The organism is Paenibacillus aquistagni (genome assembly GCF_900177815.1).
GTDB classification, from domain to species: Bacteria; Bacillota; Bacilli; order Paenibacillales; family Paenibacillaceae; genus Paenibacillus_B; species Paenibacillus_B aquistagni.
The window spans coordinates 26,395-42,128 of record NZ_FXAZ01000005.1 but is presented as its reverse complement, the minus strand read 5'-3'; the positions used below and the strand labels follow the sequence as shown (position 1 = coordinate 42,128).

At 48.4% G+C, this 15,734-nt stretch carries 10 protein-coding genes, 2 pseudogenes and 1 riboswitch; of the genes and pseudogenes, 11 read left to right on the top strand and 1 reads right to left on the bottom strand.

All coding sequences use genetic code 11. The annotated features are described in order from the left end of the window. The first annotated feature begins 34 nt into the window (after positions 1-34). The 3 genes from B9Y93_RS16760 to B9Y93_RS16755 all read left to right on the top strand — a co-directional run bounded on the left by B9Y93_RS16760 (position 35) and on the right by B9Y93_RS16755 (position 4,066). Entirely contained in the window at positions 35-2,623 is a 2,589-nt protein-coding gene (locus tag B9Y93_RS16760; RefSeq protein WP_085496800.1) for an adenosylcobalamin-dependent ribonucleoside-diphosphate reductase, read from the top strand. A 589-nt stretch (positions 2,624-3,212) separates the two neighbouring features. Next, the gene (locus B9Y93_RS24630) at positions 3,213-3,374 is read left to right on the top strand and encodes a hypothetical protein (protein WP_170936638.1); all 162 of its coding nucleotides are present in this window, start codon (positions 3,213-3,215) and stop codon (positions 3,372-3,374) included. Between the two features lie 293 nt (positions 3,375-3,667). Next, entirely contained in the window at positions 3,668-4,066 is a 399-nt protein-coding gene (locus B9Y93_RS16755; RefSeq protein ID WP_085496199.1) for a hypothetical protein, read from the top strand. A 200-nt stretch (positions 4,067-4,266) separates the two neighbouring features. Here B9Y93_RS16755 and mgtE read toward each other — a convergent pair whose 3' ends face one another. Continuing rightward, positions 4,267-5,610 carry a magnesium transporter gene (mgtE, locus tag B9Y93_RS16750; RefSeq protein ID WP_085496198.1) on the bottom strand — a complete coding sequence of 448 codons (1,344 nt, stop codon included), beginning with the start codon at positions 5,608-5,610 and terminating at the stop codon, positions 4,267-4,269. Between the two features lie 308 nt (positions 5,611-5,918). Further along, a riboswitch (M-box (ykoK) riboswitch) is annotated at positions 5,919-6,094 on the bottom strand. Positions 6,095-6,649: 555 nt separating this feature from the next. Here mgtE and ahpC point away from each other — a divergent pair. From ahpC to B9Y93_RS16710, 8 genes and pseudogenes are all read left to right on the top strand, one after another. Continuing rightward, positions 6,650-7,213 carry an alkyl hydroperoxide reductase subunit C gene (ahpC, locus tag B9Y93_RS16735; protein ID WP_085496194.1) on the top strand — a complete coding sequence of 188 codons (564 nt, stop codon included), beginning with the start codon at positions 6,650-6,652 and terminating at the stop codon, positions 7,211-7,213. Between the two features lie 13 nt (positions 7,214-7,226). Further along, entirely contained in the window at positions 7,227-8,756 is a 1,530-nt protein-coding gene (ahpF, locus tag B9Y93_RS16730; protein ID WP_085496191.1) for an alkyl hydroperoxide reductase subunit F, read from the top strand. Between the two features lie 1,182 nt (positions 8,757-9,938). Next, positions 9,939-11,123, top strand: a complete 1,185-nt coding sequence (ltrA, locus tag B9Y93_RS16725; protein WP_244903466.1) for a group II intron reverse transcriptase/maturase — start codon at positions 9,939-9,941, stop codon at positions 11,121-11,123. A gap of 147 nt (positions 11,124-11,270) precedes the next feature. Further along, the gene (gene ltrA, locus B9Y93_RS16720) at positions 11,271-12,662 is read left to right on the top strand and encodes a group II intron reverse transcriptase/maturase (protein WP_085496190.1); all 1,392 of its coding nucleotides are present in this window, start codon (positions 11,271-11,273) and stop codon (positions 12,660-12,662) included. 358 nt (positions 12,663-13,020) lie between these two features. After that, the gene (locus B9Y93_RS24920) at positions 13,021-13,176 is read left to right on the top strand and encodes a hypothetical protein (protein ID WP_244903448.1); all 156 of its coding nucleotides are present in this window, start codon (positions 13,021-13,023) and stop codon (positions 13,174-13,176) included. A gap of 30 nt (positions 13,177-13,206) precedes the next feature. After that, positions 13,207-13,974, top strand: coding sequence for an IS110 family transposase (locus B9Y93_RS16715; RefSeq protein WP_244903447.1), 768 nt, complete (start codon positions 13,207-13,209; stop codon positions 13,972-13,974). Then, positions 13,932-14,261: pseudogene (locus B9Y93_RS24915) on the top strand (IS110 family transposase); the annotation flags it as partial. The gene B9Y93_RS16715 and the pseudogene B9Y93_RS24915, both read left to right, overlap by 43 nt. A 260-nt stretch (positions 14,262-14,521) precedes the next feature. Continuing rightward, a pseudogene (locus B9Y93_RS16710) lies at positions 14,522-15,662 on the top strand (IS256 family transposase). The last annotated feature ends 72 nt before the right edge of the window (positions 15,663-15,734 follow it).

The window sequence follows — 15,734 nt, the reverse complement described above, 5'->3', positions numbered from 1 at the left end:
GTTGAAAACCTATGTGTACAGGAGGGCGTTCGTGTTGAATACAGGGAAACAGCGCTTGGAAGGCCTAAGTGAGAAGATTTTTTTGGATCGCTATGCGAGAAAAAATGCAGATACAAGTCAGACAAAAGTTGGGGATATCGTGCTTGTCCTAACCAAAGACGATCCGAAGTTTCCTGCGAAGGAAGTCGGGGAAGTCATTGAGCGCCGCGGGAATACGGTATCTGTTAAGGTGAGAAGCGGAGATATTGTGGAGTCAAGCGTTGAGAAGCTGACGCTCACGATTGAGAAGACGCCTGAGGAGATGTGGGATCGTCTCGCACAGGCCATGGCTTCTGTGGAAGTGCCGGAGAAGCAGGCGGAGTGGACAGATAAGTTCCGCTATATCCTTGACGATTGGAAGCTTGTTCCCGGCGGACGCATCGCTGCAGGTGCAGGAGCAAGCGATGAGCTGACCTTGTTCAACTGCTATGTTATTCCTTCTCCGAAGGACAGCCGCGGCGGCATCATGGAGACCCTGTCGGAAATGACAGAAATTATGGCTCGCGGGGGCGGCGTTGGCATCAACCTGTCTTCCTTGCGTCCTAGACGCGCGATCGTACGCGGCGTGAATGGAACTTCCAGCGGCTCTGTATCCTGGGGCGGATTGTTCAGCTATACGACTGGCCTGATTGAGCAGGGCGGCAGCCGTCGCGGCGCGCTTATGCTTATGATCAACGACTGGCATCCAGATCTTGAGGACTTTATTACGGTTAAGCAAACGGCAGGACAAGTAACGAATGCGAACCTGTCCGTCTGCGTAAGCAACGGCTTCATGAAGGCGGTGAAGGAGGATCTTGATTGGGAGCTCGTCTTCCCAGATACGACCGATCCGGAGTACGACGAGCTGTGGGATGGCGATCTCGACAAGTGGAAGAGCCTTGGCAAGGCCGTTATTCCTTATCGTACCGTTCGTGCTCGCGATGTATGGCATACGATTATCGAGTCGGCATGGAAGTCTGCTGAGCCAGGCGTTGTGTTTATGGAATATTACAACCAGATGTCGAACAGCTGGTACTTCAACCCGATCATTTGTACGAACCCTTGCGGAGAGCAAGGGCTGCCAGCATGGGGAGTATGCAATCTGTCTGCCATCAATCTGTCCAAGTTCTATGACGAGGACAAGCATGATGTCGCTTGGGATGAGCTTGGCAAGGTGACGCGCTACTCTGTTCGTTTCCTGGACAACGTCATCGACAAGACGCCGTATCATTTTGAAAAGAACAAAGAGAATCAGCAGACGGAGCGCCGTGTCGGCCTAGGCTCTATGGGCCTTGCGGAGCTGATGATTAAGCTTGGCATTCGTTACGGCTCGCCAGAATCGCTTGAATTCCTAGATAAGCTGTACGGCTTCATCGCTCGCGAATCGTATCTTGCATCAAGCGAGATTGCCGGTGAGAAGGGATCCTTCAAGGCTTTTGATGCTGAGAAATATTTGATGAGCGGATTTATGAAAAATATGGTGGATCGCTATCCGGAAGTTGGAGAATCGATCCGCGAACACGGCATGCGCAATGTAACCGTCATTACCCAAGCGCCAACGGGCTCGACAGGAACCATGGTCGGCACTTCAACCGGAATCGAGCCATACTTTGCCTTTAAGTACTTCCGTCAAAGCCGCTTAGGCTTCGACGAGCAGTTCGTGCCGATTGCGCAGGAATGGCTGGATGCGCATCCTGGCGAATCGCTGCCGGATTATTATATTACAGCCATGGATCTGAACGCAGAGGATCATATCCGTGTGCAAGCTGCGATTCAGCGCTGGGTCGACAGCTCGATCTCAAAGACAGCCAATGCGCCGAACGACTTTACGGTCGAAGATACGAAGAGCCTCTATGAATTGGCCTTCGATCTAGGATGCAAAGGGGTAACGATCTATCGCGATGGCAGCCGAGATACGCAAGTGCTGACCACTGAGAAGAAGGATGCTGAGAAGCAAGAGGCGGCTCAGCCAGAACCAAACGCTGAACCAGCAAGCGAGCCTGCATCTATTGCGGCGGCAAGCGAGCCCGCTCCTGCAGTTGTTGATCTGTCCGCTTCTTCGAGCGGCAATGCGTATCTGCGCCGGCCACAGGTGCTTCGCGGTGCGACGTATAAGATCAATACGCCGTTTGGCATGGCGTATATTACGATCAACGACTACGATCATACGCCAGCGGAGATCTTTTTGAACGTAGGGAAGGCGGGCTCTGATGTATTTGCGATGGCAGAAGCGCTTGGCCGCGTATGCTCCTTGTTCCTTCGCTATGGCGACCACGGCAACAAGGTTGAGCTCTTGATCAAGCACTTGAAGGGCATTGGCGGCTCAGGCGCGATTGGATTTGGCGCCAACCGTGTTGAATCCATCGCGGATGCGGTGGCGAAGGCGCTTGAGACGCATATCCATGAGACGGGCTCTCAGCCCAATGGGATTGATCCCGCTCCTATTGCTGCGACCATGGAGCAAGTTGAGCCGAAGGCAGTAACCATTGGCGCGAAGGGCTCCGCGGACTCACGCGACCTGTGCCCATCCTGCGGCACCGCATCCTTGCTGAACGTGGAAGGCTGCAAGACATGCGCTAACTGCGGGTACAGCCGCTGCAATTAAGCGTCAGGGATGACGTAGGCGCTTGAAGTGTATGGCATCGTGAGCACATGAAGCATAGGTATAACTGAACGCATGAATGGAGGCACTTCTTTGAGTTGGAGGGGGCGGAAGCTTCTCGCTCTCACATTACCGCACATGCGAGTCCACTCACAGCGATTCCCAAAAGATTGCTAAGCTTGAACTAACGATCAATCAAACGTTTCAGTCCTTTAGCCCTTTCGCTCTCCAGTAGGAGATTGGAAGGGCTATTTATGTTTTTGAGGCATGTCCAAAGTTCCTCGTGGGTGAGTTTGTCATCCTACAAACGGCCCGTTCTGAGAATCCGATCCGTTAAAAAATGATGGCTGTTTTCGAAAATATTGTTGCTTTTTATGAAATAAATTTCAGAAAACGTATATTTGAAACTAAAGGGTTAAATATTCGTATAAAATATTACAGATAGAATTTTGTATAAGTAGAAAAGTAATGTGATATTTACAAGCAGGTGTCGTCATTTGACGGCATTTTTCACTTTAAGTTGTGGTATTTTTGAATCTAATGGGTTAAGTATTCCTATAAAAGTTTATAGATTGGAAGGAGGTGTTACAAAATGGACTATACTGAAATATATAATGAGAAACTGATTGCCTCAGTAAAAGAGAAATTGAATTCAATTGGTGTGGTTAAAACGGTGAAGTTTTTGAGAAAAGAAACAGGTATGTCATTGATAGAGGCAAAAAAATTTGTAGATGCTTTTAAAGCAGAAGCATAAATTAGAGTGAGTCACTAACTTGTGGCTCTTTTTTATGCACTTCTTAGCTTAGATAATTGTCTAAATAACGACTTCCCACAATCATTACATAGATAGCGTTTACGAAATTACTTAAAGGCATTTGTGAATCACGATTTGCATTTGATATGGGTTGTCTTCATTGCGGGAGTACATCTGTAAAGCGGAACGGTAAGTATCGTTCAAGACACGAAAACAGTCAAAATGATTGAATGGGGGTAATCAATAAGGAAGCAGCATGAATGACGAATATCCTAAAGTTGGAGGAATCTAGTATGAATGAAGGTAACCTAAGACAAGAGATTGAAGCAACGTGCGAGACTTACGACAGCCTGTATGCTCAACTGGTGAAGCCAATTAACCAGATGTTAATGGAGCTTGATGCCTCCATTTTAGAGGAGACAGCCCAACAGATCGTAGACAATCTAAAGGCATTTCATGCAGGAGATAAGGATATTGCGGATTGCCACTGGGATGAGAGCCAGAACTTCATGAGAGATGGAATGAAGCTGCTGAAGGAAGGCGATCTCGCTAACGGTGCCCTGCAGCTATTTGGCGCAGGCTTGAATTTTGCTAGTTATGCAGTGAAGGCGGCGAGCAGCAAAAATGTGCATATTCACAGCCAGATGAACGATGCGTTTAAGCATATCATGAGTGAGTTGAAGGAATCGTAAAGCAAATATTTAGTGAAGAAAAAAAGGTTCCGGCTTCTTGCTGGAACCTTTTCTTAAAGTATGATGTTAGATCGGCAACAACTCTAGCTTGATCATGGTGATGGTTGCATTCTTCATTTTTCATCTTCACGCGGATTTCCTCTCTATTCGCCTTTCATAAGCATCTCTCAGCGATTAGAGACACAAGAGAAACGAACGAATTACAGATTCAGGACCGCTTTTGCTACCATGAAATAGATCACTAATCCGGTGCCATCCACAAAGGTCGTAATGAACGGGCCGGATACGACAGCAGGATCAAGCTTCAGCTTTCGAATGATAAGCGGGAGGGCAGATGCGATGATGGAAGACCAGACCACGATGCATAACATGGTGATCGCGACGACCTGAGCCACCTCAAACCCTACACCTAGAATCGAAGCGCGGATCAAGCCTGCAACCCCCATCATGAGACCTAGGCACAACCCGACAGTCGCTTCCCTTTTTATGACGCGGAAAATGTCTTTGAATTTCACCTCTCCTACGCCAACTGCGCGGATGATCGTTGCAACCACCTGTGTACCCGTATTGCCGCCTGTGCCCACCAGCAGCGGCACGAAGAAGGCGAGAGCTACGACCTGCTCAAGCGTGTCCTCAAAATGCTTCAGCACCGTACCTGTATAGGCTTCAGCAACAAATAGGATGAGCAGCCAAGGGAGACGCTTTTTAAATATGCTCCAGATGGAAGCTTCGAAATAAGGCACATTCAAAGGCTCGCTGCCGCCTAATTTTTGAATATCCTCTGTCGCTTCTTCATGGATGACATCAATGAGATCATCGACGGTAATCATGCCGATCATCCGATGCTCTTCGGTCACGACAGGGAGCGCGACTAGATCATAATTGGATAATTGCTGCGCAACCTCCTGCTGATCCATCTGAGCAGGGACGGTAATCAAATCCTTCTTCATAATAGCTTCTATGCAAAGCCCACCATCCGCAAGGATTACATCCTTGAGCGAGGCGATCCCAACCAGTCTGCCGATGGAATCCATGATATAGATGTAGGCGATCATCTCCGCATCCTGTCCGACCTTGCGAATATGCTGAAGCGTATGTTCGACCGTCCAATTGCTGCGTACGGCGATGTAATCGATTGTTGCGAGGCTTCCCGCCGTTTTCTCCGGGTATCGCATCAACGCTTCGATCTTTAGACGATGCTCGTCAGGAAGCAGCTTTAGCAGAATCTGAGCTTGATGAGGGTGAATAGCCAGCATCAGATCGACGACCTTGTCGCTGGACAATTCATTTAGAATCAAGGCTGTTCTTTCTTCAGCCCGATCTAAAATATGATATTGAACCTCTGGTTCGACATATTCTAGCACCTCCGCTGCGAATGCTGCAGACATGCTGTTAATCAGATCAAACTGCTCATGCTCTTTCAGGTCAAGCATCATTTGAGCGATATCATAGGGCTGATATCGGCTGAGGAACTCGTGGAGACGTTCTTGATGTTGTTCGACTAATCTCTTTTTTAATTCTTTGACTACCCATTGTTGGACCATTGTGATGACCTCCTAGAACAAAGGAGAGCTTGCTGAGTATGCTCTTATGCCCTTAGTCTAGTCGAATTCGCAAATGGATGAGCTTGCTTGTACAAGATGTTCTTGAAGCAGCATGCTTAGCAAGCAAAATGATAGCCAAGGGCAAGAAGAACATCGTTCTCCCGCTTTGCAACATAATAAATGATTGTTGATGATCGACCAGGACTGCTGTCCATAGGATGTTCTCCCCCCTTTTTAATGACATAATAATACCCCTCTTGGATTGTGATCCTAGAGGGGCAGATGGAAACATGCACGTAAAATCATGCATTCGGCCCCCTAGTTGAGTTTTAGCACTATGCAACGTAAAGAGAAGGGGATGTATCTCTTAGCCACCTTATGAAAAGCCTTAATCCGGCAATTCCTGTTCTACCCATGGGCATCTCTCGATATTTCTGGGCAGTGGCCTGTGTTTGCATAGGAGCCTCACCTAACAAGGTCAATATGAAACTTTCGTCAGCTTCGCGCATCAACGAGTTCAGTGTAACGGATTCATCAGCAAAAAAGGTTATGAAAAAGTAAAAACTGCAATCTAGGTTATCGTTATGCATCGATTTTCTTGCAGAAGGTTCTGGGCCAATTGAAGGGCTCCAACGTTTCAGCCATCAGCATAAAGGGTAATGATGAGTTAGTGAATTTTGTCTCCATTTCTTGATAGGATGATAAAGAGCTTCACTCTATGAAGGAAATGAAGGGGGAATGTGGAATAGAAATTAGGGTTCAATAAGTGGATTAGAAGTTGGGTCCATGACAGGAAAGAAAGGCGTGTTCTTCTTATTCAGGAATACTCTGTTTCGGTTCGCAGCATAATGTAAAGGGAGCTTTGCACTGAGAAAGGATCTCATTTTATAATTATTATAAAAAAGTCTTGACAGATTGCATCGTTTCGTAAATAATAATTATTATAAAGTGAACCGAAAGAAAGAAGCGCTGCGCTGCTTCGGAATTTCGGACAAGCTTTATAACATATAAAATATAACTGTAAAGGAGATATACACACATGTCACTTATCGGTAAAGAAATTCTTCCATTTAAAGCATCTGCATTTCAAAAGGGTAAATTCATTGATATCACGGAGGAAAACTTCAAAGGTCAATGGAGCGTAGTATGCTTCTATCCAGCAGACTTCACATTTGTATGCCCTACAGAGCTTGAAGATCTTCAAAACCAATATGCAACACTGAAAGAGCTTGGCGTTGAAGTATACTCTGTATCGACGGATACACACTTTACACATAAAGCATGGCATGAAAACTCCCCTGCTATTGGCAAGGTAGAATACATCATGATCGGCGATCCATCCCATGTGGTCTCCCGCAACTTCGACGTATTGATCGAAGAAGATGGTCTTGCTGACCGCGGTACATTCATCATCGACCCAGACGGTGTTGTACAAGCTGTTGAGATCAACGCAGGCGGCATCGGCCGTGACGCAAGCTCCCTTGTTAACAAAATCAAGGCAGCGCAATATGTTCGCAACCATCCGGGTGAAGTTTGCCCAGCAAAATGGCAAGAAGGTGGCGACACACTTAAACCAAGCCTCGACCTCGTAGGCAAAATCTAAGGGTGATATAACGATGGCACTAGATCAAGAACTTAAAAATCAACTCGCACAGTACCTCGATCTCTTGGAAGGCGAAGTCGTGCTTAAGGTTAGCGGAGGTTCGGACAAAGCGTCTGAAGAGATGCTTGAGCTAATCAATGAGATCGCTTCGATGTCTTCGCAGATAAAGGTGGAGCATACATCATTATCTAGAACACCAAGCTTTAGTGTCAATCGTGTAGGCGAAGAGACGGGGATTACGTTCGCGGGTACACCTCTGGGTCATGAATTTACTTCTTTGGTATTGGCTCTGCTGCAAGTTAGCGGCAGACCACCAAAGGTGGAAGAGAGCGTTATTAACCAGATCAAGAGCATCCGAGGCGAATATAAGTTTGAGACTTATATCAGCTTGAGCTGTCACAACTGTCCGGATGTTGTTCAGGCCTTGAACCTGATGAGCCTTCTGAACCCTGGCATCTCTCATACGATGATTGATGGCGCGGTCTTCAAGGAAGAAGTAGAGAGCAAGGATATTATGTCGGTGCCAAGCGTGTTCTTGAATGGCGAATTCTTCGAGAGCGGTCGTATGAACGTGGAAGAGATTCTTGCCAAGATCGGCAGCGCTCCTGACGCATCTGAGTTTGACAATAAAGAGCCATTTGATGTGCTTGTGGTTGGCGCAGGCCCTGCAGGTGCAAGTGCGGCTATCTATGCGGCACGCAAAGGCATTCGCACGGGTATCGTTGCGGAGCGCCTCGGCGGTCAAGTAAACGACACGATGGGCATTGAGAACTTCATCAGTGTGAAATACACAGAAGGTCCAAAGCTTGTGGCAAGCATTGAAGAGCAGATCAAAGAGTATCCCATTGATGTGATGAAGCTTCAGCGCGCGAAGCGCTTGGAGAAGAAGGATCTTATTGAAGTGGAACTGGAGAACGGTGCCGTTCTGAAGAGTAAGACTGTCATCCTCTCAACGGGTGCTCGCTGGCGGAATATCGGCGTTCCTGGCGAAGCGGAGTTCAAGAACAAAGGGGTAGCTTACTGTCCGCATTGTGACGGACCTCTCTTCACAGGCAAGGATGTAGCCGTAGTAGGCGGCGGCAACTCCGGTATTGAAGCTGCAATCGATCTTGCAGGTATCGTTAAGCATGTAACGGTTCTAGAGTTCGCGCCTGAGCTTAAAGCAGATGCTGTGCTTCAGGATCGCCTCTACAGCCTGCCTAACGTAACGGTCCTGAAGAACGTTCAAACCAAGGAAATCACCGGTACCGACAAGGTGGATGGTGTGACTTATATTGAACGTGATACAGGAGAAGAGAAGCATGTTGAGCTGCAAGGCGTATTCGTGCAGATCGGCCTTGTGCCGAACACGGAATGGCTGGAAGGCACGCTTGAGCGCACTCGCATGGGTGAGATCATCGTAGACAGCCGTGGTGCGACTACGATTCCAGGCGTGTTTGCTGCAGGCGACTGCACCAACAGCCCGTTCAAGCAGATCATCATCTCGATGGGATCTGGCGCGACTGCATCCTTGGGTGCATTCGACTATCTCATTCGCAATTAATCGGCATCATAGAATAAACAGATTAGGTTCTGCCTTAAGGCAGAGCTTGCAAAAGCCCTCACGCTTCGTGGGGGCTTTTTGGTGGTACGCCCAGCATGGGTGTCATCTCTAGGGTGAAAGTCCCGAACGGGGGCTGGCGAACGCCTACCGTTAGTCAAGAGCAAGGGTGTCGACCGTGAGGTCGAATCTGAAGGAAGCTGGAGACAAATGCACGAGCCAAGGTACACGAACTGGGTTTGAGGCAGGATTAGTTGGATGAGTCACCCATACATGATGAAATGCAAAGTCGCCAAAGGCTAATCTTGTAGACCCCAGTGGTTGCGGGCAGAAAGATGACGTTCTTATCTGGGGAGACCTGCGGGGAAAAAACGCGAAGTAACTTCGTAACCGCAATCGAGAGGTTGCGCTTAACCCGCAGGAGTCAGCAGAGGTCATAGTGCGTGCGTGGCAGCACGTTCATCAGGTGGGTTAAAGTCCCACTGAGTCTCGGACTAGGAGACTCATATCCAAACTCGGGGGTAATGCCTCGGGGGCCGTTTTTTTTACCGGAGGGCAGGGCGTCTGCCGTGAGGCAGAGTCTGAAGGGCTTGAGGAGAAGTACCAGGCTGTAGTGAAACGGGGCTACCCGAATTGCGAACCGGTCGGCCAAAGATGGGGCAAGGTCGAGTCTGCACTATGGAGACGAAGGCGTTCTAGTCCACCCATCGCACCAAGGTGTGTGCGGGCGGCATGGTACGGAAGATGACGATGTGACCCACGGAGATCTCGTCGTGTCTGAAATAAATGCACTTATGGGCGAGTGGTTAAATAAAGTCGAAGCGGTCGCGCCGCGCCCGCCGTTTCAAGAATGCGCGGCAGTTTCAGTAACGGATGCTATAAGGCAACCCCGAAATGCATACCGGACGCATGGCGAGAAGTCGGAGAGCTGCGTACTACTTTTGAACGGGCGAACAACAGAAACGTCCGGATCAGCCGCCCTGGTGCGGTTGGCTTCCGCTCACACAAAAAGTGAAACGGAAGGGGAAGGCGGCTCGCTTTATGGAGACCGGAACTGGACTGAGTTTCGAGAGTAGGCGGCAAGGAACGGATAGTTCCCTACGTGAAAGACCCAGAACTTGCAGGCGGAGGATACGAAAAGTTCATTCATTAATCGACAAGGTGTATCACCGAACAAACTTGGAAATGGCATGGGAATCGGTGAGAGCAAACGGAGGCAGCGGAGGAATCGACAAGGTTTCCCTTTCGGCATTCAAAGCAGTAGCGGAGGCCGAGTTAGAGCGATTGCACAAAGAGCTGAAACAGGGTACGTACCGACCGATGCCGGTCAGACGGACCCGAATTCCCAAGAAGGGGAAGCCCAAAGAGAAACGTCCGCTCGGTATCCCAACCATTCGGGATAGGGTGTGTCAGCAGGCGCTTAAAAACAGGTTGGAACCGATCTTCGAGCCTCTATTCAACGAATGCAGTTTCGGGTATCGTCCAGGACGCTCTACTCATCAAGCGATGAGGAAGATCTATCGCGAACTGATGGACGGATGCGAATGGATTGTTGACGCGGATTTACGGGACTTTTTCGGGACGGTGCACCACGAGCCGCTCATCGACATGATCGCCGAGCAAATCAGCGATGGGAGAGTTCTCAATCTGGTCAGACAAATGCTCGAAGCCGGATACATGGAAGGCGGAAAGAAATACGAAACGCCCAGCGGCACACCGCAAGGCAGCGTAGTAAGTCCGCTGTTTAGTAACATTTACCTGAGCCGGTTTGACCATGAAATGACGGGCAAAGGATATCGTCTGACGCGTTTTGCCGACGATTGGGTCGTCCTTTGCAAAACGCAGGCGGAAGCCGCGAAAGCACTAAGAGATGCCAAAACGATACTGGAGTCGCTCGGACTGACGCTTCACCCGGATAAAACAAAGATCACCCATATCAAATGGGGATTCGAGTTTCTCGGCTATAAGCTGAAACGAGGAAAAGGACTGTCGCTACCGCGGGAAGAGATAAAGAAGCAACCGAAGGTCAATATATATGCCTATCCCAAAGACAAGTCAATTCAATCGTTCATGGACACAATCCGAGCCCGAACTCACAGACGCATCCCGCTAACCGTCTATCAACTCATTGATTCCATAAACCCCGTTGTAAGAGGATGGGGCAACTATTTCCGCAAAGCTCACGTAAGAAAGCTGTTTAATCGGCTTCAACGCTGGATTATTAGGCGAATTTGGAGCCACCGCTTCAAACGCTGGCGCAATGCAGGATGGAAGAGGTTGCCCGAATCTACCCTCTATTCCAAGTACAGACTGGTAAACCTCTTGTCATTAATTCCAGATTTGAATCTACGAACTGCACCCAAAGGGTGACATGAAGGAAAGCGGATTGCGGGAAAACCGCACGATCCGTTTGAACGAGCGGACGGAGGAAGGCGCAAGCCGACCTCCTTCGACTCTACACGGGAGTATGGGACGCCGGAAACCGGAAGGACCGAACCGAAAGGAGAGTGGAAACCGATGCGTTCGTATGAAGAGCGAAGACAGCAGAATATCTCACCAGAGAGCTTGCGGCAAAGAGAAGCGGTGAAGCCGCCAGGGTATGCCGGAGCGCCGAGTTCTTCGTCGGCACAAATCGCTCCTTCCGCTCGCGAAGACCAAAACGAGCTGCTGGATAGAATGCTTGAAGGAGATAACCTTCGGCTCGCCTACAAGCGAGTCGTTCAGAACGGAGGAGCGCCCGGTGTGGACGGCGTAACGGTAGCGAATCTACAAGTTTACCTGAATACACACTGGGAAACGGTGAAAACCGCACTCCTAGCGGGAACTTACAGACCCATGCCAGTCAAACGGGTGGAAATCCCCAAACCCGGAGGCGGCGTACGGATGTTGGGCATCCCGACCGTGATGGACCGCTTTCTTCAGCAAGCACTTCTACAAGTGATGAACCCGCTCTTCGACGCTCACTTTTCGTGGTACAGCTACGGATTCCGTCCGGGAAAACGAGCTCATGACGCGGTTAAGCAAGCACAGCGATACATCCAAAACGGCTTTCGATGGGTCGTGGATATGGATTTGGAGAAGTTCTTTGATCGGGTAAACCACGACATGCTGATGGCGAGAGTGGCCCGGAAAGTGAAGGACAAGCGAATCCTGAAACTGATCCGCGCCTTCCTGAACGCAGGCGTAATGGCGGATGGAGCACTAGAGCGAACAGAGGAAGGAACGCCGCAGGGCGGTCCGCTTAGTCCGCTCTTGGCCAATATTCTGCTGGATGACTTGGACAAAGAGCTGACCAAACGGGGGTTACGATTCGTACGCTACGCGGACGACTGTAATATCTTCGTCGGCAATAAACGAGCAGGCGAACGAGTAATGGAGTCGATAACAGGCTTCGTAGAAGGAAGGCTAAAACTGAAAGTGAATCGAGAAAAGAGCGCAGTAGACCGACCATGGAACCGAAAGTTTCTTGGATTCAGCTTCCTAAGAGACAAGAAAGCGACGATTCGATTAGCCCCTCAAACGATCTCAAGATTCAAAGAGAAGGTACGAGAGCTGACGAACCGAACGCGATCGATGTCTATGGAAAACCGGATTATGCAATTAAACCGCTATCTCATGGGCTGGATTGGCTACTTCCGGCTAGCCTCGGTGAAAGGATACTGCGAGAAATTTGACCAGTGGATTCGACGCAGACTACGCATGTGTCTCTGGAAGCAGTGGAAACGGGTACGTACCCGCATCCGTGAACTCCGAGCACTCGGAGTCCCAGAATGGGCATGTTTTGTCATGGCTAATGCCAGACGCGGAGCGTGGGAAATGTCTCGCAACACAAATAACGCCCTTCCGACTTCCTACTGGGAAGCGAAAGGGCTGAAAAGTTTGCTTTCTCGTTATTTGGAACTTTGTTAACCTTTTGGAACCGCCGTATGCGGACCCGCATGTACGGTGGTGTGAGAGGACGGGGGTTAGTCGCCCCCTTCTACTCGATTTTTTCTAGAAGTCTTATTATATCTCTAATTAAAACTTTCATGACTCTGCCGGGTAACAGGCTATGATGAAACTTTCATCGTAGCCTTTTTTCTTTTCATCCTTCATGCTGAGATTGACCAGAATCAGTTCGTGGTTTTTTGCGGTGTTTCTACCCCGAAAATAAAACTGAATGGACAATCTTTGAAGTACAGGCTATTGACTGTGAGTCGGATAAAAAAATTTCACGTTTCAGGTTGTCTTTCTGTTTTCTTTCCATTTCCCCAAGGAGGCGAAATTTATGCTGGAGGCCATCTTAGAATGTTGTGCCGGACTGGACGTTCATCAGGAAAGCGTCGTAGCTTGTGTATTGTCAGGACCTCTTGACCGCAAACCACAGTGCGAAATTCGCACGTTCGGCACGATGACCGAAGAGTTGCTTGAACTCGGTGAGTAGCTTGTCAGTCTAGGCTGCACGCATGTTGCCATGGAGAGCACAGGCGTTTATTGGAAGCCGGTCTGGAATGTCCTTGAAGCATTTGAGGTGGATTTGTTGCTTGCCAACGCCCATCACATCAAAAACCTTCCTGGACGTAAGACGGTCATGAAGGATGCAGAATGGATCGCCAAGCTCCTTCGATGTGGACTCGTTGAGGGTAGCTTCGTACCGACCGTCGACTTCCGAGAACTTCGCGACCTTAGTCGCTATCGCAAAAAGCTTGTTCAAGACGCAAATGCTGAAAAGAACCGCATTCACAAGATGCTTCAAGACGCCAACGTGAAGCTGACGACGCATATGTCCGATATTTTTGGCGTTTCTGGTCGTAAGCTTCTTCAAATGATTGTTGACGGCGAAGTGGATACAATGGAATTTCTCGAGTCCCAGATGAAGGGGGCCCTAAAGCATAAGTCCCCCAAATTGCTCCAATCGCTGAACAGCCGACTCCGGCGTCATCACAGAGAGAGGATCCGGCATTCGTGGGAACATTTAATTTTCATTGAGCATGCAATCGCTCGCGTGGAGCAGCAAATTCGGACGCATTTGGCGAACAAGCAGGAAGGGCTTGACTTGCTCGTCACCATACCAGGAATTAACGAAAATGCTGCCTCCGTCATTCTCGCTGAAATCGGGACGGACATGGGCCAGTTCAAAAAAACGAGCACAGCCTCTCGGCATGGGAGGGTCTCAGTCCCGGCAACCGTGAGAGCGCCGGTAAAAAAAGAACACGAGCCCGATCCGGGAACAGCATACTGAAAGCTATTTTATGCGAAAGTGCTTGGGCGGTTTCGATGACAAGAAATACTCGGTTATCTGCACGGTACTGGGCTTGGGTCAAGCGACTCGGGAAAAGGAAGGCGTTTGTCGCACTCGGTGACACCTTACTTCGTATCATTTACCATATACTCCTAAGACGACAGCCTTATGCAGAGCTCGGCCCCGGCTACCTAGATGCGCAACGTTCAGAAAGCCAAGAACGAAAACAAAAGCTCATGATCAAACAGCTTGAAGCCAGTGGATTTCCCGTAACAAAGACCGCCTAGAACAACCAACATATCGCCCCTTCAAGAATTGCTAATTGGGTAGTTCTGCTTTGTTGTGCGTGTTTCCATCATACGAGCTAAGAGAGTTTCATAAAAAAAGTAATAAGAATCTAATATACATTATTTAATGATCTTAAAAAACGATTGACTATTTAGGGAGAGCGTAAAATATCTTGTGTAAATAGATAAATAGCAAAAAGGAAGACCTTTTCTTGTAGAATTAAGTCACCACAACACAATTCACAGAAGAGACCTTCCCTATGAATCATTTTACATCAGATTTAGTCCAAGCTCTAGTCACGAAACAACATGTGACTGAGATTTTTCGTAAACAACTAGAAACAGCAATGGATCACTTGTTAGCGACCGAATTAACAGCATTTCTGGATTATGAGAAGTATGACCGCGCTGGAGTCCATTCCGGCAATTCTCGTAATGGTGGGTACACACACGTACACTTCACACCGAATACGGGAATCTGCAGTTTTGTATCCCACGAGATCGTAATGGGGAGTTTAAACAGCAGACGGTAGCTCCATATAAGCGTTCTAATGACACGCTTGAATCCTTTGTCATTCATATGTTTCCAAAGGGCGTAACCATGACCGAGATTGCTGACCTCATCAAGAAGATGTATGGTCATCACTACACGCCTCAGACCATATCCAATATGACCAAAGCTATGGTGGAACAAGTGGACGCCTTCTCAAAGCGTGTGCTAGCCCATGCGTTATGTCTGTGTCTATATCGACGCCACTTACATCGCGGTTAGACGTGAAACGGTCTCTAAAGAAGCGGTGTATCTAGCAGTAGGTATCCGTGAGGATGGCTCTAAGGAAGTCTTAAGCTATACCATCGCACCTACCGAGCGTGGTACAGAAGAAGTCTTACTCTTTATTTCAGACGGTTTAAAGGGTATTGTAGATGCGATTGAGCAAGTTTATCCTCAGGCCAAGTACCAGGCTTGTTACGTACATGTCGCTCGTCATATCGCTCATAAAGTACGCGTATCTGATCGTAAAAGCATCTGTGAGGATTTCAAAACGGTTTACCGTGCAGATGATGAGCAGTCTGGCAGAAAAGCTCTTGAAGCCTTTTGTGACAAGTGGAAAGCAACTTTAGGTCATTAAATCTCTATGTGGAAACCCTTATATTTTCACGTTCTACAGCTTTCCTAACCCTATCTGGAAAAGCATTTATTCAACGAATCTCATTGAATCATTCAACAAACAGATCAAGAAATACACCAAGCGAAAGGAACAATTTCCACATGAAGAAGCATTAGAGAAGTTCTTGGTAGCTCAGTTCGAAGACTACAATCAACGATTTGCTACTCGCTGTCACATAGGTTTTGATCAAGCACGTGCTGAACTCCAAGCCATGTTCATCACTAAAGACTAACACCATCTTCTACAAGGGAAGGTTATTTTCATTTACACATAAATCTTGACCTACCTGCAGCAACCCTAGCAA